Origin of the sequence: Oxyplasma meridianum (assembly GCF_038024865.1) — an archaeon.
GTDB classification, from domain to species: domain Archaea; phylum Thermoplasmatota; class Thermoplasmata; order Thermoplasmatales; family Thermoplasmataceae; genus Oxyplasma; species Oxyplasma meridianum.
The window spans coordinates 606,658-626,876 of sequence record NZ_CP133772.1; the positions used below are offsets into that span (position 1 = coordinate 606,658).

Below are 20,219 nucleotides of genomic sequence, written 5' to 3' on the forward strand. Positions count from 1 at the left end.
TTAAAGGGTCAATTCCATGAGGCCAGATTTCTGATTCTTTTCCCTTCTGAACTTTATTTCATCCAGTTTTTTTATCTGAATTTCAAGAAGAGGATCAGCTATGCCGGAAAAAAGGTGCCCTCCCACAACATTGTGGTCCCTGTTTGCACATGATGCGTGAATATGGAACCTGGGTTCATTTTCTGCAATTGATCCGTGAAATGAAAGTGTCTCAAGATTCTCTGGATATATCTTCTTCTCGTATTCCTTTCCATTGAAATATCCAACTTCCAGATTCCTTATCATGCCTATTCCAAAAACCACGGTTCCTGTAGATAAGCCATATTTCTCAACCACCTGGGAGAGAGTGGGAAGGATCCCTTCGCCCTTTTCCATTTTCACAAGTATATCGTTTCCTTCTATCTTTGATAACATAGTGGTGAATGTCCTGCAAGGGAATAAATTTTCAGGGGCAATCTCGAAGTATCCGGTAAAAGGGATCTGGGAAATGACCTTTCCATCAGCTTCTATGATCTAACCTGTTGTTATAACATTAATGGATACTCCACATACAATTCTTTTAATGGCTGATGACGGGTATCTTTTTAGACCCAGAAGTTTGACATCTTCCGGTGACGATTTGCAATCATCCTCCCTGATAAATCCTGGATTAACAGAGTTCACATTTATATTGTAGCGTGCAAGGTGTTTAACCAGAATCATGTTCATGTACACTATATTTTTTTTCGGCTGTATAAACGGGGTTTGATTCCATAATAAACATTTTTGGCTGCAGAGATTGCAGTGATTGAACCCTCACCTTCCAAATGTTTCTTATTGAAACTCTGGCAACATTGAAGTAAGTTACAGATCTATTTTCCAGTGCCTCCATGAATTTCGTCATATCTCTCTACATGACCCCATCTGTGCTGAAAATGCCGCCAGGGCAATGCACAACCCCTCCAACCCCTTTTATTGCTTCGGTGAGTTCATCTGTGGCCTTAGATATGTAATCAAAATCTTTCAGGTCCGCCCTTCTGTGCACGCAATTCAGCTTCCTGGAAAGTCTGACTCCAAAATCGGTTCTGTAAATTAGCCAAATGGAAATATTGTGGGAATGAAATTCTCTTGCTATATTTCAACCCATCCTCGGTTTAACTACACTGATTATGAAACTCTTCATGTTATTGAGATAGAAAGACCACTATGATCACTTTTATGGGTTAAAAGCACACAAATTGAAAAATGAATATGTATCTGGATTATTTTCTCACATAAACATAAAACTCTAATGCTGAATGGGTACAGAGGCTTTTATTAATGCTGCTTAAAAATAACAGGAATGCACTCTTCCAACACATAGCTGCATTATGTTGAGCAAATCAGTTGAAATTCCTGGCAGAAACCATTCCAGAGTAGTATACAACAAGGCGGTATGGTTCACTGAGATTCAGGTACTCTGAGGGAACATCCGTGTATAGAAGGAACGTGCTGTTGGAATTGGGTTTGATTAAACTGTTGTTACCACTTATATTCCAGATAAGACCGTTGCCATTTACTATGGGTCCAGGTTCTACTATCCTGAAAAATATATCCTGCGGTTTATCTGATACGGATGAAAAATGAACAGTGATTTTCATGGAATCTGCAAAGGAGGTATTGTTGTTTATGGCATATGGAATGGAAGATTCAATGGTGATGGTTGAACTGTTATGGTCGTGGTATAGTACTGCCGAAACAGGAACTATGCATAGAAGAATGAATAGAGTTATCATTACACTTTTTCTCCCTTTTTTCTTAATTGAACGAAATACAGTCTGACCTTTTTTCTTTAAAGGAGTTGCATAGGTTCTACTAACAGGAACCTTACTTTCCAGCAAAAAGGGTATTGTTGAAAAACATAAGATCACCCAGTAGACAAAATATTCTATGGCAACTCTGTAGTTAAAGGCAAGTATAATCATTGGAAACACAAAAATTGCATACATTAATCTCTCAAAATAAAGGTAGTATAGTGAAAACAGAATGATGGCAACGGATATCATAAGTACTGTAAAGACAGTTTTTGGTATACTTAAAAATCCAAGAAACGAGATCTGTGAAATGCCAAAGCCATCGCCTATAATTGGGAGCAGTTCAGGACTCAATACAGCCTTTATATAAAAAGTGGGGTTTAATGCAATGAAATATCCATTGATAATCAAAAAAGTGCTTATAACAGCCAGAAACCATTTTCCCACGTCCTTCTTTCCATGATCCTTGAGGATAAAGATAAGAAAAAACGGCAGAACAAAAACAGGAATCTGTTTAATCGACAGTGCAATACCAAATAAAATACCGGATTTAAAGGGTTTACTCAAAAAAATATAGGATAACATAACAAATGATGCCCACAAAATACCGTTTCCTCCGTTAAGACCCTCTGAAAGCATCATGGTGGATGAAAATATGCCAAGGAATAGGGATGGAATAAGATTCAGGCGTCCTTTTTCAAGATATTCCAAAGCAAGTATAAGAATTGGAATAACAGTGAGAGATTCCTGGAAGAAACTAGGTTTAACAGAGAGAATTGCCGTGGGAAGATAGGCAATGAATGAAAGGACTGGGTATCCAATGGCATTAACATATCCGCCTGTCAATAATGGTGTTCCCAAATAATATGGAAAATGCATGATTGAAAGGGAGTTAATCATGCTGGCTGCATTATATGGGTTTATGCCTCTTAAAAAAAGGGTGGCTGCATAGGCATCAATGGCACTTTCATCACTTGGAAAATATCTTGGGTATAATAATCCTGTAAGGAATGTAAAGATAAATAAAAATAAAATAATCTCAGATGTATAGAAATATAATACTTTTTGCGTAAAGCCTCTTTTTAGCTGGAAAATAACATATGCGAATAGAACAGCGAAGAGAACAATAATGAAGATCATTGCCAATATTCCAAATCCTGATGGGTATGGATATATTAGAATCTGGATGAAAATAGAGATGACTGCAGAAATCCAGAGGAATTTTAAATTTCTGTTCATATTCCCCACCAGGCTGTATAAAATGAGAAAGAAACCTGCAAATAGAAAGGCCCCTTCCAATAAAATAGCAAGGATATTGAGATAACCCAGTTTAACCCAGATGAAATAAGCAATCTCAATAAAGGAAGACCCTGTTACAAGACCCAGAAATATGGCTAAGTGTCTCTCTTCAATGGTTAAATTGACATTTTTCTCAGACGGGTGAATTATCTCCTTAATCCTGTTAATCAAACTTAAACTAAAACAGCAAAAACTTTTTAAATTTTTTTCCGGCCTAAAATTATTTACCTACCCTCGTTGAGAATGGGATCATTCCACCACAGAATCAAACTTCCATATGATTCATAGTGTTGACACTGTCAATCAAACAGTTACCTTTCTCTGGATGTAGAACCAAGTAAGAGCAGTTGTTAAAAAGAACCTTCTGTTCATAGGTGTTTGTAAGGGTGTTGAATACGCACCTCATGACTCCCCCATGCGTTACAAAGAGTACTGTTCCCGGATTATTCTCATTTTTGACATATTCCAGATAAGCGAAAACCCTCCTTACAAAAGGCTTCCAAGCTTCAACACCTTCAAGTCTGTCAATATCCCTCGAAGTTATTGTTGTAAATTCTATCCCAAATTTCTCCCTGATCTCCTGGGTTGTGTATCCCTCCAGAATGCCTAAATTCCTTTCATTAAGCTGATCTGAGGATAATACCTCTTTAACCCTTAGTCTTTCTGATATAATTTTACCGGTTTCTACCGATCTGGCGAGTTTGCTTGTGATTATTTTGGAAATTTTATAGTTTTTTAGCCTTTCTGCAAGAGATTCAGCCTCTTTTTTCCCTCTCTCTGTCAGGGGACTGTCGCCCATACCCTGCCAGCAGCGATTGAGATTGGAGTAGGTCTCCCCATGTCTTGCAATAATATACCGTGTCTGGTTGTTCTGCATATCTGCAGGGAATTAAAAAATAGGAAATAAATGGTTTGTAGTATGGAAAAAAGAGAGACCTTAATAATGTGGATCAGAAAGGCCAAGCCAGAATTTCTCTTCAAGATCGAGAATCCCGGAAGCTCCCTTCATAAATTTTTCCCTTGCAACCGGGTCGTCTTTGTGCTGTCCAAGGACATCTTCCATTGCCTCCTCATGATGTTCTTCAAGTTCTCTGTGGAATGTGAAATATCTTATGTCCATGTTTTTGTATTCTGGATGCTTTTCTGCCCAGACTTTAAATCCTGCCAGAATCTTATCCCACATGGGTATTGCCATGTTTTCCAGACCAAATTCAGCTCCCAGTGCTTCATAATAATCGGATCCGAAATAATCTCTCATTCCGTCAAGCCATGCTTTTGTGGTATCAAGCTGTTTTCTCTTTACAAGATCAGCGGGTTCATAACCAAGGCTCCTAAGATATTTTCTGTAGAGCAGTTCATGTCTTTTTTTAGGGTCTGAGTCTCCAAGCTCCGAGACAAGTATTGTCGTAAGGTTTGCAGCGTCACTTTCGTCTGGAGTGTTAACAAGAAGTGTGGAAAGAATAGCTGGCCATTCCCGCGTAAAATGATAAAACTCTATACTAAATCTCTTAAACTCATCCTCACTGATATCTCCTCTGGAGAATCTATCAATGAAATCGTTCCTGGTAGCATTATGAGCCTTGACAAAATTATACGTCTTTTTGTAAAATTCCTCACCTTGTGATACTTCCATGTTTTCACCAGATATAGATTAAAAAAACACTATTTAAGGTTATCCACTTTCCGTCTGTTGGCAATTCTCAAGGGGTTTGCTGATAATTCAATTTAAGGGAATGATTTATAGATTTCTTAATTCATGTTATTGAATTGTGCATAAAATATAAATCATTTTCTCCTTAAAACATATGAAACGGCCAACGCACCCATAACAATTCCAGCAACCGTACCAACTCCAATGTAAACATATCCAATCAGAGGTATTGCTGATGTTTTTTGAAACACTACATTCACATAGGATCTGGAGTAATTCACTGAAACTACACCGTCAGGAATATGGTTGTAACCTGCAATTCCAGAGATTGTGTAATTGTAGTTCCCGTTTGTGACGTTTGTTATTTCAATTGTATTGGTGGTCGATGAATAGTGGGTTCCGTTGAAATCAACTGACCAGCTTTGACCTCCTGGAAGTCCGGATTCTTTGAACAGGACTATATAAGAACTTACAAGAGAATTGCTGTACTGATAGCTAATGTTGATTATTTGGCCAGGATGTAATACATAGAATGAAGGGACATCTGTGGCATAATAACCATAGGGGTCCTGGGGGAGTAGATCATATTTTTTTTCATTTCCAGGTGCTATGTAAAATGACACATTGGTCTTAGTAGATATGAATCCCTGATCAATTTCTGGTATGGAGAATCCCCATAATGTTCCTGCAGGCAGTCCAGTCTCAGAAACAGTCAAATTGTAAAGTACCGAATAAGCAACCACCATGTTAACTGTAGGACCATTGACAACAAAATCACCAGTTGGATTTGCAAGTGCACCCTGATAAAGTTCTGGCACAAATTTAACCTGTTTAGAGATTAGGGAAATCCCAGCAAGGTTGTAAGTTCCATTTGGAAGGTATATCTGGGTACCCGCACTGTCAGTTGGATATATGGCGTTGTTTATATCAAAATATCCATCAACTTCAGTAAGACCGCTGTCATTGACGGTTACCGAATATCCATAAAGTGTAAGGGGTGCACTGTCGTTGGCATAATTTATACTTCCGTTGATCAGATTTTGATCATTGAATGCCAGCCCCACTCCTGATCCGTTATAGCCCTGTTTTCCGTTTCCAAAATAGTTGTAATAGTAATTCCCACCCTGGTATGTGGAAGGAATGGCGCTTCCTGTTAGGTTGCACCCATCCACATTTCTATATGCCCTTAAACTCTCCCTCGTTATATTGAAAAGGTTATGGTATGTAACATTGAGGCCAGTGTACAGGTTACCATCCTTCCCTTCAAGGCTTACAACAGGAATTGTTGTATCAAATATGTTGTTGTATATTGTATTTCCTGAACTTGCAACAATCAGGCCGATTGGGGCATATCCAAACAGGGAACCGGCAGATATGATTCCGTAATTGCTGAAGCTATTGTTCCATACGTAGTTGCCTGAATCTGTTGCATTATTATTGTATATCAGCACAGCAGAACCCTGGCTCATGAATTTGTTATGTTCAACAAGACTGTTGGTTGTGTTCCACAGTATGAGGTTTGCAACAGGAGGGATGTTGTAAGCTGTAAAGTTGGTATAGGTGACAGATGAAAACCATCCTGAAAGTGTATTGTTTGTCACCACTATACCGGATGAATTGTAGAAGACCATCTGGAGGTAGTTTGTTGGGACTTCACCAAATGTTTCAACCAGTTGTGCAAGAAGGGATGTGTTATAGCTGATCTGAAATGCCGGAGAACCCCCACTGCTGGAGAATCCTTCAAAAGTGGAATTGGCTGTGGTTCCGGAGACCATAATTCCATAAAAGACTGGATACAAGTAATCATCTACCTGGGCAAAAACAGTGCTTAATTTATCAGGAACAGTTTTTCCATTTTTACTGTAATAGGTTGGGCCAAGAATTTTATACGGTTCGCCTTGTTTACCGTCGCCAGATGCGCTCAAATTTGCAAGCTGTGAATTGCTGAAGGCATATAATGGTGTGTAGATCCCGGCACTCACATTGGGTTCAAGATAAATTTTCCCCATGTTTTTTACTTTATTGGAGGCCAGAGTTATTGAGGCATTGTAAAAAGGATTATGATAACTCATCATGGCTTCCAATGAATAGTTTCCAGGAGACAGATAGAAGTTAAATGTTCCGTTGGGGTTTGTTGGAGACCATTGGGCAGTTCCGTTATCAATATTGTTTCCCGCATTGATGAAGATAAAGCCATTTGATGGCTGAAGCGTGCCAGAAATAGTCGCATGTCCGGGATTGCCTGAAATATTCCAAAGTCCTTCGACAAATGATGGTCCAGCATTAAGGTGTGCAACATTGCCGGAATAATATTCGGAAATTCCAATCGAGGTTTCCCCTGTTTCTGATCCAACATCATAGGCCGAAGGAATATATCTGTATGAATATCCTCCCATGGGGATATATTTCATTGTCATAGTAGCGTTTATATTGCTGAATTCAGCAATTGAACCACCACCTGCACCTCCCAGGATAAGCTCTGCATCCATGGGCACATATCCAGTATCTGTGAGAGTTGTTCCACTTACTGCGAAATTTGCCGGATCTGCCTTAACAGCATTATTTGCACCGGTGGAGTTGAATTCCACACGGTCGAATGATCCGCTATGTGTGGAAATATTGCCAGTGGAGGCTGTGTTTATTATGGTGTAATTGAAGAAGACAGTATTATAACCTCCTATATTTGCGGTGGTCAGATATAGGTCCAGTGTGAATGGGAAATTTACGGTAAAGGATGGGCCTATGTCATAATAATAAACACCCGGAACGGCAGTGCCATTTCCTGAATGAATTTCATTCCCGGTTATAACTGCCGTGGGTGATGAGAAATTCCATATATTGTCTATAAAGGTAAGCTGGTGTGTCATGGTGGAATAGTCCACAACATTCTGCGTCCAGTACTGGTAGCCTCTGTGGCCGAATAGTGTTACATTGTTCAGTACCGCATTGAACTGGATGGAAAAAGTATGAACTGCATCTCCATCCATATACATCTCATTTGCAGAGTTCATGGTGATGCTTGCGTTAAAGCTCTGGGTATTGTAGCCGTCTGGCTGAAGATTTCCGGTACTGTTTGAAATGCCATAACTGGCAATTCCCATTGGTGCTGGAGCGCTTGTGTAAGAGGGGAGGTAAATATAGCCATTTTCTGAATTTGGCTTGACATCGTAATTTGGAGGAAGTTTTGCAGCAGAAGGAATGTTCAGGGAATTTAGTTTTGACAGAACAGTATCCCTCATTGAGGACCAGTTTGTGGCACTTCTGTTTTCTGTGTTGGAATTATTCAGTTTAGGGCTGACATATTTAAGATTGCCTGAAAGGTTCTTACTGGAAACGCTTCCCCCCAATCCATTGGGCGCACCTTTCAATGACGCAGAATTATTGGCAACCTGGGGGAAACCGGCCATAAAAGATGAAAGGACTATTACGGCCACCACTGAAAAAATCAGAATGTACAGTTTTCTGCTATTCGGCATGGTCCTAAAATGAAAATAAACTTATTAAACTATTTTGGTACATGGATAATTCCAGTTGAAAGAGGGAAATTAAAAATCCCTTTTATCGCTAAACTGCATAAGGGAATACTTCATGGAAAATTCAGATAAACTCATGGAAAAATTCAAGATCAATCTTGTGAAATGCAGGAAATGCCCCAGGCTTGTAGATTTCAGGGAAACAGTGCTCTCTGGAAGCAAGAGATATGAAGGGGAAGAGTTCTGGAGGAAGCCTGTGCCAGGTTACGGAGATATAGACGGAATGATTTTAATAGTAGGCCTTGCTCCTGCTGCCTCTGGCGGGAACCGTACAGGTCGGGTATTTACTGGAGATAAGAGCTCTGATTTCCTTGTCTCATCACTCTATGAGGTTGGTTTGGCTAATAAGTCTGAGAGTGTTGGAATAGGGGATGGGTTGATCTATTACAACACATACATAACTGCGCCAGTAAAGTGCGTCCCTCCAGACAATATACCACTGCCTGAAGAGGTACGGAACTGCCAACCATATTTCCATTTTGAAATGAAAGCTATGAAGAACCTTAAAACAGTACTGGTCCTGGGGCAGTTCGCCTTCAAGGCTGTACTGAACTATTATTCTTCAGAAGGATACAATACCCGGGGACTCAAGTTCAGGAACGGTGATTACGTAACAGTAGGAAATGTGAATATTTTCTGCGCCTATCATCCAAGCCCCCGTAATGTCAACACGGGAAAACTCAGCAGGGAATCATTCATAGAGACGCTTAAGAAAATGAAAGAGTCTATTGGTATGCCCTGAATGTGTCCCAACAGAGTTGCATTATGAGATCCTCAATAGATTTCCAGTATTCCAATTCAGGAATGGGAATATTGGGGGAGAGAGATACAGTATACAGATGGCCATCTCTAAAAAACTGGTAGAGTGCAGGTCCGGAATTTTTTCTGAAAACATATTTTCTATTCTCTTCAAATATAAAACTGTCAAAAAGGCAGCATTCTTTCCTGATATTGTAGAAGGACTGGTCAATGCTGTTGGGAAAAGTGCAGAAGTCTATCCAGGAAACTTTGTTGAAGCAGTCATTTTCAAGAACTATTATTCTGTGGAATTCACCGTTCCCAAAATTGCCTACAGATGAAGCTGAAAGCTGTATCCCCGCAATTTTAATCACTGCCTCTTTCCTTGGGTTTTCCCATTTCATCCTTGAGATTCTATTGTCCTCATACCAGTCTCCATGTTTTCCTGCGGCATAGAAGGACCTTCTGAGGAAAGGCATGCTGCAGTCAAAATCCACACCTTGGTATGGGTGAAGATCATCTATCAGTTCCATGAACAGATTAATGGGTGCTGGAACAGTGCTCTCTACCTCAATCTGGGTGCCATTTATATTCAGTGATACTGAATCGTTCCCCCTGTAGTTTTTTCCGTAAAAAATGATCCCGTTTTTTGTTATTGCATGCTGAACAGGGGAATAGGTTCCAATGAAGCTGCTGAGCAAGCTCTTTGGAAAGCCTGTGTAAAACCAGTCCAAAAAGAACTCCTTCACCCTCAGGCTAATGCCGTCTACCGAAGAGAAAAATCGAAACGTATCCCATTTTCTGTCTTTTATCCTAAGGCTCATATCCCTATATTCAAAGTTGCCGGGGATAAATAATTTAAATCCTAATTTTTCTCTGTGAAGAACAACAGAAGTATTCTTTGCATCCAGAATCACGTCTATGCATGAACTGAATACACTTAAATTATTTTGTTATTATGTATGAAAATTATCCTCATATAACATTGATCCATCTCTTTGACCAGCTATTTATGGAAAATATGGGCAACCTGAATTTTTTCAGAAATAAATATTAACCACATTGTAGATTATGTGCTATGAAACCCTCTATTGTAGACAGTGAACTTGAGAACTACATGACTAAAACCAGGCGTTATTTTCACCAACACCCGGAACTCAGCACCAAAGAGATTGAAACAGCAAATAGAATTGAGAACGAACTGAAATCAATGGGGCTGAATCCTGTAAGGGTGGGGAATACAAACCTTTATGCTGATATCAAGGGAATGTACCCTGGGAAGATGGTGGCAGTAAGGGCTGATATAGATGCACTGCCTGTTACTGAGGAAAATAAAGTGGAATATGTTTCACAGAATAAAGGGGTGATGCATGCATGCGGCCACGACTCTCATATAACCATGGTTTTGGGTGTTGGTAAGCTCCTGACAAAGTACCGTGACTTCAAGGGGACGGTAAGGCTGCTTTTCCAGTCTGCAGAGGAACTCCCTCCCGGAGGGGCCAAGGAACTGATAAATGGCGGAGCCCTTAAGAATGTAGACTTTGTAATTGGACAGCATGTTGAATCAAGAATTCCATCAGGTTATGCTGCAGTTTTCTATCACGAAGCAATGGCAAACGCCGATGAATTCAGGGTTAAGATACACGGAGTGGGAGGGCATGGTTCTGCACCTCAGGAGGCTGTGGATGCCCTGATAGCTGCCGCAGAGTTCGTAAATCTGGCACAGACAATCATTTCAAGGAAGGTGGATCCATATATGCCTGCTGTTGTAACGGTTGGGACATTCAATTCAGGCTACAGATACAACATAATTGCTGCACATGCTGAGTTGACAGGTACAGTAAGAACTTTTCACAAAAGTGTACAGGAACAGATAAAAAAGGAACTTGAACATATATTGAAAGGGGTGTGTGATGCAACACATACCAGGTACGAATTTGAATATATTGAAGGATACCCAGCACTTATCAACAACGAGAAGGTTGCCAGGGTCATTGAGGCAGTTGCTCAGGATGTGCTAGGAAAGGATAAAGTCCTCCATCCCAATCCATCAATGGGTGGTGAGGATTTCTCGTATTATCTTCAGGAGAAGCCCGGATCATTTTATTTCCTGGGGGTAGGGAATGAGAAGAAAGGTATTACAAGCCCACAGCACAGTCCTACATATGACATTGACGAGGATGCAATGAAATACGGTACTGAAATACTTTATAGAACCGCCGTAGATCTGCTCTCCAAATAATAATCCTTTCCAATCAACCACTTTATCCGGTTCGTCCAGTAGTGAATTTCATCAGGATGTTCATGTCAGTCTCATTTGGAATCAGTTGTTTCGGTATATCCCTATATCATGCCTGAAAAATGGAGATTTTAACTAAGATCTGATTAAGAACCAAACTGAACTCTCTGCCTTTGCCACCACTGTATTGGTTCGAGGGCGAGGGAATGTCTTTCTCTCTCTGCGTCTTTTCCAGTTTTCTTAATTTATCCTTCTGATCTACTGATATGGAACTTCTACAGATCTAGGAACATCTTTTCTAGGAGGAATTTCTCCTTCAGCCCAGTCCATCCTATGCCTGGTTCATGACGGATCTGATCAGTATGGAGAGGAAGAACATGAAAATAACCCTAAAATGCACTCATTACCAGTAAGAAACATTTAAGAGAGATATAAGAACAAGTATAGAGGTGTTACAAAACACCACTATACTTTCAGTGTGTACCAGTCCAACCCATTTTCGTATAATAAAATGGATCAAAATTAGATCGGGGATCTGGATACTTTGACTCCGGCTACAATGCATAATTATCAACTGCGGCTTGCAGTAATATTTCCATTTACGTTCATTAAAACAATAGTTAAGTGGTTTAATTAAGCCTTGTACAAAATTGGCAGCCAAAGTTCTACATTCACTTTATGCAGTTTTGCAGCACATCAGTTCTAAGGCTGATTTCAAAATATTATCTGGATAGAAAGATTTTCATCCTTTCATATATTTTCTGAACCAGTTATTCTTTGTTTCCAGCCTGTTGATCATGTTACCGGGTTTGCCTGATCTCGCATGTTCATGCCCGTCTCCCTGGTATCTTACCAGTTCCGTATCAACTCCATTCATCTTAAGGCCTACAAACATCTGTTCAGCCTGTTCTATGGGGCACCTATAGTCATTCTCACCATGTATGAACATTGTTGGCGTTTTTGCATTTTTGATTTTCATAATGGGGGATGATTTCATAAGTTTCATAATGGATTCTTCAGTCCAGGGATCGTCGACTTTCATGTAAACAGCGTTGAACCAGAACCCAATATCGCTTGTTCCGCACATGCTCACAAGGTTTGATACGCATCTTTCGCTTATTGCAGCCCTAAAATAGTCGTTATGAGTAATCATCCAGTTTGTCATAAATCCGCCGTAGGATCCTCCTGTAATTGCAAAACTGCCCTTTAATCCTGCCATTTCTTTTCCCTTTTCTATGAAACTAAAAATATCTTCAGCTGGTCCCTTCCCCCAGTCATTAACACAACCGGCAGAGAATTCTTCTCCGTAACCGGCACTGCCTCTTGGATTGCAGAAGAATATATTGTATCCCTGGTTGAAGAAATACTGGAATTCTATCATGAAGCTTTCTCCATAAGCCATATGTGGACCTCCATGAACGAACAGTATGCTTGGATCATCTTCTCCATGTTTCATGACCCAACCTTCCACGTTTCCAGACTGGACTTTAACCCCTTTCACACCTTTGAATTCACGGTTAGGATCGTATTCAGAATTCTGGAACACAAGCACCGATGGTTTCTCCTGTGTACTGTATATATATGCAATCTTTCCATTGTCAACATGGAAATCCTGAATTGTAAAATCACCTGAAGCGATTTCCTTAATCTTTTTATCAGTGTATTTGTAAAGCGATACTGTTCCTCCGCTTTGACCGCAGCAATAAAGTCCATTATCCCAGAACATTCTCTCCCTTGATCCAAGAAACAAATCTGAAATGACAGATCCATTTCCTGTATACTTTCCAATAACAACAGGGTCTTTTTTCAATCCGGGAAACAGTCTTTTCTGAGCCCATGGTTTGATTCCCTCCCTATGACCCGAATAGGCAATATCTCCATCTGGAAGAGCAGCCATTGAATTCACAATGCCTGATCCAGAGGTAACCTTTGTAAGCTGATGTGTTGATGGATCCATTTCATATATATCACTCAATCCCGCATCATTTCCTTCGTTGGTTATGGTTACCCATATCCTCCCATTCTGTACCGCAAAATCTGTAACATCATAATCCCCACTGAGAATTTTCTCAACTTTCTCACTGAATATAAAAAGGGATTTTCTGCTTCTGATAAGTCCTCTCCCATCAAACCTGTAGTTAAGCCTGCTGGCTACAAAAGGTTTATCCTCTGGAGCATCCTCAACCCCTATTAAAAGAAGGCTCGGTCCAAATTTTTCATATTTTTCTATTTTTTTCAGTTTTACAAGCTCAATAGGTTCACTGTTGTTTCTTATCACCATTATGATATCTGAATTTTCCCCGGACTTTATATAATAAAGATATTCAGGACCTGGAAGTGGAGACCTTTCCTTACCTCCAAAAGTGAGTCTTTCAGGTTCTTTCTTTCCCTTTTTCAGCACGAATATGGAGCTTTTGTATTCATTAGACTCTATCCATTTCATTGTAAAAAAAACTGATTCCTGGTAAATTACGGGTTCTCCCAGAATTTTAACGGAATATATATCTCTCGGTTCCATAATCCTGATTGCCTTGTATTTCTATAAAATTTTGCATCATTGCCTTAGAATTATTGGAAAATAGTTTAGAATAGTCTTACAGAATATTCCTCTACTTGAACTTGGTTTCGAAATGGTCATAGGATGCCAGTTCATAATCTCCCGGGTCTTCATTGAATCTATCTCTTCTTATCTGTTGAGAGTCTTCCGGATTAATGGTAAAAACTGATCTATAATCTGAACCACAAATGTGTTCCCTGAGTCGAGCCCCTGAACCTGAACTGTAAGGATCAGCAGCGATTGAGTTTCCAAGAAAGGGGTAAGAAATTGAGTTTACAGATATTATGGGAATCCTGTTTTCCAAGGCCCTGGCTTTTATGTAAAGGTGCCACATATCGGTAAAATCTGAATGGATCAGTGATGGGTTTACAATTATGTCGCACCCAAGGGATACAAGTTTTTTTGCATAATATGGAAAATCTATGTCGTAACATACTGCAACTCCAAGTTTCAGCCTGGCAATTTGAAAAATAGACAATTCCCTGCCTGGACTGTAAGTTTTCTTCTCAATCTTGAATAGAGAGATCTTTTTCTGCCATCCTAAAAGATGACCACTGAGTATCAGGGGAGACGCATTGTAAACATTTCCATCTTCTTTCAGGGAAATGCTGCCAGGAACAATGGCGCAATTAGGTGCATTAGAGAGATTCTCCAGCATCTGTACCAGGTTGGTAAATTCCTGAGAATTTACATCAATTACGTCTTTTATCCATTTCTCCGGCATGATTGATAGTGAATCTGGGGCAAAATCTTCCTTCTTAAAATTTCCAAGGTATTCAAACGCCTCTATTAGTTTCATTCTTTCAGTCTGATATACGGTCACATCCATGCAATACCAACAGAGTTGAAACGCATGGCAGATGAATAACGTTGTCATCATCAGTATTCCAACTTCATAAAATTTAAAGAATATAGATCATATCAATATACATGGATATTCTTGAATCACTCATAAAAAAGAACTTCCAGGTGGTTAACACCCTTGGAAATGGGATGATAATCTCTTTCTGTTCCTGGATTCCGGATCTTGGGGATATTCATGAAGACAGTATAAGGAGCATCGACAATATGGGGAAGGAGGTTGGTTTCTCCTATGAAATAATTGTAACAGGCGAATTAAATGGGGTTACTGAAGGGGAGGGGAAACTTCACCTTATGAGAATGTTTCCTGAACTCAATGAAGTTATTCTTGATCATAGCAACGCGGGGTATGGAAAAAAGGCTGCCGTTGAAAACAGTGCTGGAAAATTTCTGATAATGTTTGATGCCAGGACAGTCTACAACCTTGATCTCGCCGATATGATTCACAATTTTATACTATCAGGAATTAAGAAGATGGTTTTTTCTCCTCTTGCAATAATACCAAGAATGATAATTTCGGAAGTGGGAAGCTGGAGAGAACTTACTGATGGCGAGGACATCGATCTCTATACGAGAATAGCGCTTTCATATGGAATCCTGGCATTTCCTTTCATTGGTTCAGAGGATGGGAGGGGGGGATTTTATTTACCATCCCCTGACTGTGTGAATATGGGTGTTGATAAGCTTGGGGAAAGACTTATCCACCTGAGAGACCTCATTATTGGTTGCAATCATTCCTGGGGGGATCTGAAACCCCTCCTGAATTCCAGAAACGGGAAATTTTCAGTTAAAATTTTTTTACTGTACACTGCAGCTTATGTACTTTCAAAAATCTCCTCAGTAAAGCCTTACAAGTTTGATCGAAACAACTATCTTATTGTCCTGGAATCAATTCTTGAATCACTGGTGCTCAAAGAATACACAAGAATAGAGACAACTGATATGCCCATAAGGTTCAGGATAACTGATAAGCAGGCATCATATCTCATGGAAAAAAGCAAGCTTTACAGAGACATCAAAGATTCCATTATAGAATACAGGTCAGTAAGCACAATGGGAAAGCCATGACAATGCATGTATATTTTTGCGATATATTCAGGATAATTTAGATGAAATTCACAGATGTACTTTATCAAGGATCATATTTTGAGCTAGTAAATTAAGATAAGTATAACCAAACCTTTTTTATTGATATATAACAACTTCTAAAAAAATAATAAGAAAACATCCATTTAAGAATACATAGTTCATTCTGCCCTGCCCTTGCATGCAAAATTCTTCAGTCATATGACGTAGCCTTTATTTATTCATGCAAAAGTGGAATTTCCTGCACTTATTGATATTTATAAAATAATGGTATTAAGTGATAAAAATATACTTATTCCGTAATAAGTTGCAAATACACAATTTCCCATCTATGGTCTTATGCCAAATATATAATATAGCTTACATATCCTCTGTGAATCATGAGATTGAATACCTTTACTGTGATAGCAATTATCACTCTTTTATTATTCACGACATACATATACCAACAAGGGGAGTATTATCAGGGTGATCATACATCAATTTCATTAGCGAATATGAACCACAGATTTGTGGATTCAGGAATCATAGGGCAGAACAATTCTACTGATATATATCAGATTCAACAGAATATAACAGTCAATCCCGGTTCATCCCTAGAATTTCTAAACACAATTGTGAAATTTATTCCCGATTATGCGTATAATTATTCCATAAATGTAGAAGGGGAACTGATTCTCATTAACTCAAGCATCGTCCTTGAGGACCCAACGGATTCAGAAATCTTACTGAACATTTACGGAAATTCTTCCGCTAACAGTACAGGCCTTTTAATGGAGAATTCATGCCTTAATTTCAGCGGATATATAAAAGGAGATAATGCATCGCTGAGAATATACAACTCTTCCATTAAATCTCCCTATAAGGCATTGAATGAGTCCTTCGAAGACCTGAAATACAGTTTCTCGAATTCACACATATATTCAATCAATTCATCATTCTCAGGGCTGGAGAGGCACAACCAGGTAGGTGAATTCATTGCCGGAGGCCTGAACATGAACAATATTCCATTGGAGGAGACCGGAAATATGGACCCTATTTCTGACTGGGTATACCAGCCCGATTCCCTGGTTAATATCATATCTGTCTCACTGAATTACCAGATAGGAAACACAACTACAATGTCAAATATTTCATTCATGCTGTTTGGAGAGGACATTTACAACTACAACATTCCTGCCCACAGTTCCCCCGTTATTTCCGTGTCAGCTAAATTCAACATTTCAATAAAAAATAGACCAGAGATTGTTTCGGTCCTGAACTCATCCTCAAATTTCTCCATTCATCTCCAGCAGTCGGGTGAACAGATCATCCTGAGAAATATCAACATCACCCTTCTTTCCAACGATACTGTTTCACTTATAGGCCAGAATAATTTTGGAATATATCTTTATAACAGCACTTGGCTTTCATACCAGGACAGTTTTAGCCTGAATATGAATCCTTACTACGTCTATTCATACGTTCCCAATCCGGAAAAGAATTCTATATTTCTTCGGGATCATTCATATCTTTATGCTATTGGAACTAAGATCCCTTCTGATATGTCAGGAGAAACTCCTCCAGTATATGTTTACAACAATTCCATTGCTGCCTATTTCTCAATACTCAACGTTACACAGGTAAACCAGTTTGGTGACCCACTTAAGGCAGACAACAACATTACATCCACATCTCTTGATCCGCAAATACGCAATGCTACCACTTCATGGAACAGAAAGATAGACTCAATGCTTTTAGCCTTCCCCGGCGGGATGCACCAACTCAATGGTACGGCCGGTTCAAAACATTATGCCCTACTGGATACACTTCAGAATGGAACCAATTCCCCGGAATTCATGGGGGATTATGGAGATAACACACTTGGATTTATTCACTATTTCTCTCTCCAGCCCTTTGAATCCTTGGACTTCTATTCATCGCTGAATATGACATACACCGACCCCTATCCAGTACTTAATCTGAGTGCACCAGATATGGTTTCAGGCATTGAAAACAGTATCAACATTTCAATCGTTTCCATGCAGGGATCATCAAATCTCACCTTGATTAAAATAACTGTATCCAACAGCACAGCAAACGTAGGTTCATGGAATCTAACCCCCCATATTGTAAAATCGGGTGCAGATTTCAGGCGGACCATCAATATTTCTCCGGGAATCAATATCCACACTGGGCTTTACAAGGTAACACTATATGCAGTCGAGAACGATCCATTTTCAAACAAAACAGTGTGGAAAATTCATGCAGACAAGGTAATATATTCAACTGCCGGCATTTCCACTTCACTGGAGGATAGGATAGATTCAAACGGAAGCCTTTCCATCAATGCAGAGGTACAGGGCTTATCACCCTATATAAAAGGGATTGCTCCAGTTGTATTTCTTGTGAAGAATGGGAAGAGAACTGTGGAAAGTAAGAATGTTACAGAATGCTTTTCGGGTTCTTCAAACCAGTCATTTCAGACCGTTTTCAATGATACAGGCAATGGAACAGAGGTGGAATCACTGATTTCCCTTCCTTTCCCTAATAGCGGACATTACAGCTCATTTATTTCTGCATTCAACAGCATACCTGAAAAATCTTCGGTGAATGCATCCACCTATAATGTTGCAATAAAGGGAATTGGCATACCTGATAAAGATCAGTGGGCTATTTTTAACGGCACATCCCGTTATACCAGTGAAAACGGAACAATTTTCATCAATCTTCCAAATGGTACCTATTTCTTCTCCATTCAATGCCCTTATGGCTTCAACACCACTGATAAAGGCCTGGTCTTCAATGTCAATGGTTCCATGATAAATCTCTATGTCTTCTTCCATGTTATTTACTATCACCTGGATTTAGTAGAGGTTGGCCTTCCACAAAATACAACATGGAAAGTTGCAATCAACAATTCAATATTTGCAACCAGTACTGAATTTCTTCAGGTGGAATTGAGACCTGGACTATATACACTAAATTTCAGTTCTTTAAGGTATTATTCTCCATATCATGGAAGTGAAACAGTTAACATATCAAATTCTTCCACATTAATTTTAGTTCGCTTCTCATATACAGGTGGAATTTCTGGTTTCTTTGAACAGCATTTAGGGTATACCTTTGCATCTTCAGTCTTTATTGTTCTCAGCCTGCTTTACTATATGGACATAAGAAAAAGATCATACTATCCCTGCCTGAGCTGCGGCACAACATGGCCGAAGAGGAAAAGAATATGCCCGGGATGCGGGAGAAAGATGAATGGAAGGAATCCAAAAACAGAGGGGAAAAATCATAAATAAAAAAGATCAATTGATGGGCACGTTAAGAAAAGCTCTTTTTATTGACCGTGATGGCACAATAATAGAGGATGTGCCATACTCGGCAGATCCTTCTAAAATTGTTATTTACCAAGATGCTGTTGAACTCATGAAGGAGTATGCAGGCATGGGGTACCTCATTGTTATAGTAACAAACCAGTCCGGGATAAACCGTGGCTATTTTACCAGAAAAGATCTGGAAAAATTCAATAATGTATTAACCAGTAAACTCAAGTCAAAGGGTGTAAATGTGCACGCCATCTATTTCTGTCCTCATAAACCAGATGAAAATTGCCAGTGCAGAAAGCCTAAGACAGGAATGGTCATGGACGCGGCCAAAGATCTCGGGATTGATCTGAAGAATTCCGTAATGGCGGGAGACAGGGAGGATATGGATGGAGAACTTGCCAGGAGAACAGGAATGAAATTCATTCTTATGAAAAAATAAACTATATTTATAATTAATTTTTATCATTCAAATAATATGATGGAAAGGATAGCGAATCAGATGGTGTACATCTGCATGTAGTGTTCTGTGAGTTCCTCCTCCTTGACGAAAGAAAACCCATGTCTTTTCATTGTATCTTTAAGTTCCTGTTGGCTTATCTTGATATTCGCAGGAGGACCTATGGCGGATTCTTTCTTGAATTCTATGAAAATAATGCGAGTCTTGTCTCTAAAGGTGCTTATCATGCGATCAAGTATCTTGTCCCTGCATTTCAGGTCATGGAACACATTTGAGAAAAAGACCTTACTATAATGGCTGAAATCTGTAACTGTGCATATATCCATCTGTGATACAACAAGATTCTTTATGTTGCCTGCCTCCTTCCCCTTCTTTATCTCATTGACCGAGTATTCATTCAGATCCATTGCAGTAACTGTTCCCCGTGGCACTTCTTTTACAAGAGTAAGGGCATAGAATCCGTCTCCAGGTCCAACATCCAGAAGATTGTCGTCCGGTTTGAGTTCCAAGAATTTATCAACATTGGCGAATGGTATGTATTTTTCTCTCATTTCGGTGGTACGTGCGTAATTATGGTTATTCCACTCCATTTATATCATGTCTCTATAACGAATAAGTATATTATTTGTCTGAAGTCTAGATGAACGTGCAATCATCCTTGCATGTAAAATTTCCAGGGGAAATCTGACCTTATTTGAAAAAAAAACTCAATCCA

General features: G+C 39.4%; 16 protein-coding genes. 5 read left to right on the forward strand and 11 right to left on the reverse strand.

Annotation, left to right across the window (positions count from 1 at the left end; genetic code table 11):
* The 7 genes from OXIME_RS03125 to OXIME_RS03155 all read right to left on the reverse strand — a co-directional run bounded on the left by OXIME_RS03125 (position 1) and on the right by OXIME_RS03155 (position 8,198).
* Positions 1-414 (reverse strand): PPC domain-containing DNA-binding protein, encoded by a 414-nt coding sequence (locus OXIME_RS03125; protein WP_393972018.1) that lies wholly within the window; start codon positions 412-414, stop codon positions 1-3.
* 99 nt (positions 415-513) lie between these two features.
* On the reverse strand, positions 514-702 hold the full coding sequence (locus OXIME_RS03130) for a hypothetical protein (RefSeq protein WP_393972019.1): 189 nt from the start codon (positions 700-702) through the stop codon (positions 514-516).
* 187 nt (positions 703-889) lie between these two features.
* Positions 890-1,024, reverse strand: a complete 135-nt coding sequence (locus OXIME_RS03135) for a hypothetical protein (RefSeq protein ID WP_393972020.1) — start codon at positions 1,022-1,024, stop codon at positions 890-892.
* Between the two features lie 337 nt (positions 1,025-1,361).
* Positions 1,362-3,242 (reverse strand): hypothetical protein, encoded by a 1,881-nt coding sequence (locus OXIME_RS03140; RefSeq protein ID WP_393972021.1) that lies wholly within the window; start codon positions 3,240-3,242, stop codon positions 1,362-1,364.
* A 94-nt stretch (positions 3,243-3,336) separates the two neighbouring features.
* Positions 3,337-3,948 carry a histidine phosphatase family protein gene (locus OXIME_RS03145; protein ID WP_393972022.1) on the reverse strand — a complete coding sequence of 204 codons (612 nt, stop codon included), beginning with the start codon at positions 3,946-3,948 and terminating at the stop codon, positions 3,337-3,339.
* A gap of 60 nt (positions 3,949-4,008) precedes the next feature.
* Complete coding sequence (locus tag OXIME_RS03150) at positions 4,009-4,704, reverse strand: TenA family transcriptional regulator (protein WP_393972023.1); 696 nt, start codon at positions 4,702-4,704, stop codon at positions 4,009-4,011.
* A 152-nt stretch (positions 4,705-4,856) separates the two neighbouring features.
* The gene (locus tag OXIME_RS03155; RefSeq protein ID WP_393972024.1) at positions 4,857-8,198 is read right to left on the reverse strand and encodes a thermopsin family protease; all 3,342 of its coding nucleotides are present in this window, start codon (positions 8,196-8,198) and stop codon (positions 4,857-4,859) included.
* Between the two features lie 112 nt (positions 8,199-8,310).
* Here OXIME_RS03155 and OXIME_RS03160 point away from each other — a divergent pair, with 112 nt between their 5' ends.
* The gene (locus tag OXIME_RS03160) at positions 8,311-8,997 is read left to right on the forward strand and encodes a uracil-DNA glycosylase (RefSeq protein ID WP_393972025.1); all 687 of its coding nucleotides are present in this window, start codon (positions 8,311-8,313) and stop codon (positions 8,995-8,997) included.
* Here the strand turns inward: OXIME_RS03160 and OXIME_RS03165 are convergent.
* On the reverse strand, positions 8,981-9,910 hold the full coding sequence (locus OXIME_RS03165; RefSeq protein ID WP_393972026.1) for a hypothetical protein: 930 nt from the start codon (positions 9,908-9,910) through the stop codon (positions 8,981-8,983). The two genes, OXIME_RS03160 and OXIME_RS03165, sit on opposite strands and share 17 nt — an antisense overlap.
* 161 nt (positions 9,911-10,071) lie before the next feature.
* Between OXIME_RS03165 and OXIME_RS03170 the strand changes: the two genes are divergently transcribed.
* The gene (locus tag OXIME_RS03170) at positions 10,072-11,235 is read left to right on the forward strand and encodes a M20 family metallopeptidase (protein ID WP_393972027.1); all 1,164 of its coding nucleotides are present in this window, start codon (positions 10,072-10,074) and stop codon (positions 11,233-11,235) included.
* Between the two features lie 739 nt (positions 11,236-11,974).
* On the opposite strand, the gene OXIME_RS03175 is transcribed toward OXIME_RS03170, so the two are convergent.
* Both OXIME_RS03175 and OXIME_RS03180 read right to left on the reverse strand, forming a co-directional pair.
* A complete protein-coding gene (locus OXIME_RS03175; RefSeq protein ID WP_393972028.1) occupies positions 11,975-13,750 on the reverse strand; it encodes a prolyl oligopeptidase family serine peptidase in 1,776 nt (591 codons plus the stop codon).
* Between the two features lie 91 nt (positions 13,751-13,841).
* On the reverse strand, positions 13,842-14,588 hold the full coding sequence (locus OXIME_RS03180; protein WP_393972029.1) for a carbon-nitrogen hydrolase family protein: 747 nt from the start codon (positions 14,586-14,588) through the stop codon (positions 13,842-13,844).
* A 131-nt stretch (positions 14,589-14,719) separates the two neighbouring features.
* On the opposite strand from OXIME_RS03180, the gene OXIME_RS03185 reads away from it, so the two are divergent.
* From OXIME_RS03185 to OXIME_RS03195, 3 genes are all read left to right on the forward strand, one after another.
* A complete protein-coding gene (locus OXIME_RS03185) occupies positions 14,720-15,718 on the forward strand; it encodes a hypothetical protein (RefSeq protein WP_393972030.1) in 999 nt (332 codons plus the stop codon).
* A gap of 515 nt (positions 15,719-16,233) precedes the next feature.
* Entirely contained in the window at positions 16,234-19,020 is a 2,787-nt protein-coding gene (locus OXIME_RS03190; protein WP_393972031.1) for a hypothetical protein, read from the forward strand.
* Positions 18,980-19,486, forward strand: a complete 507-nt coding sequence (locus OXIME_RS03195; RefSeq protein WP_393972032.1) for a D-glycero-alpha-D-manno-heptose-1,7-bisphosphate 7-phosphatase — start codon at positions 18,980-18,982, stop codon at positions 19,484-19,486. Before OXIME_RS03190 ends, OXIME_RS03195 begins: the two co-directional genes overlap by 41 nt.
* Before the next feature lie 56 nt (positions 19,487-19,542).
* Here OXIME_RS03195 and OXIME_RS03200 read toward each other — a convergent pair whose 3' ends face one another.
* Positions 19,543-20,094, reverse strand: a complete 552-nt coding sequence (locus OXIME_RS03200; RefSeq protein WP_393972033.1) for a class I SAM-dependent methyltransferase — start codon at positions 20,092-20,094, stop codon at positions 19,543-19,545.
* Between the last annotated feature and the right edge of the window lie 125 nt (positions 20,095-20,219).

Excerpts from the sequence above, each read along its gene's own strand:
- OXIME_RS03190 (WP_393972031.1), top strand. The coding sequence starts at position 16,234 with ATGAACCACAGATTTGTGGATTCAGGAATCATAGGGCAGAACAATTCT.
- OXIME_RS03175 (WP_393972028.1), bottom strand. The coding sequence starts at position 13,750 with ATGGAACCGAGAGATATATATTCCGTTAAAATTCTGGGAGAACCCGTA.
- OXIME_RS03150 (WP_393972023.1), bottom strand. The coding sequence starts at position 4,704 with ATGGAAGTATCACAAGGTGAGGAATTTTACAAAAAGACGTATAATTTT.
- OXIME_RS03145 (WP_393972022.1), bottom strand. The coding sequence starts at position 3,948 with ATGCAGAACAACCAGACACGGTATATTATTGCAAGACATGGGGAGACC.
- OXIME_RS03125 (WP_393972018.1), bottom strand. The coding sequence starts at position 414 with ATGTTATCAAAGATAGAAGGAAACGATATACTTGTGAAAATGGAAAAG.
- OXIME_RS03185 (WP_393972030.1), top strand. The coding sequence starts at position 14,720 with ATGGATATTCTTGAATCACTCATAAAAAAGAACTTCCAGGTGGTTAAC.
- OXIME_RS03195 (WP_393972032.1), top strand. The coding sequence starts at position 18,980 with ATGGAAGGAATCCAAAAACAGAGGGGAAAAATCATAAATAAAAAAGAT.
- OXIME_RS03155 (WP_393972024.1), bottom strand. The coding sequence starts at position 8,198 with ATGCCGAATAGCAGAAAACTGTACATTCTGATTTTTTCAGTGGTGGCC.
- OXIME_RS03200 (WP_393972033.1), bottom strand. The coding sequence starts at position 20,094 with ATGGAGTGGAATAACCATAATTACGCACGTACCACCGAAATGAGAGAA.
- OXIME_RS03160 (WP_393972025.1), top strand. The coding sequence starts at position 8,311 with ATGGAAAATTCAGATAAACTCATGGAAAAATTCAAGATCAATCTTGTG.
- OXIME_RS03170 (WP_393972027.1), top strand. The coding sequence starts at position 10,072 with ATGAAACCCTCTATTGTAGACAGTGAACTTGAGAACTACATGACTAAA.
- OXIME_RS03180 (WP_393972029.1), bottom strand. The coding sequence starts at position 14,588 with ATGAAACTAATAGAGGCGTTTGAATACCTTGGAAATTTTAAGAAGGAA.
- OXIME_RS03130 (WP_393972019.1), bottom strand. The coding sequence starts at position 702 with ATGATTCTGGTTAAACACCTTGCACGCTACAATATAAATGTGAACTCT.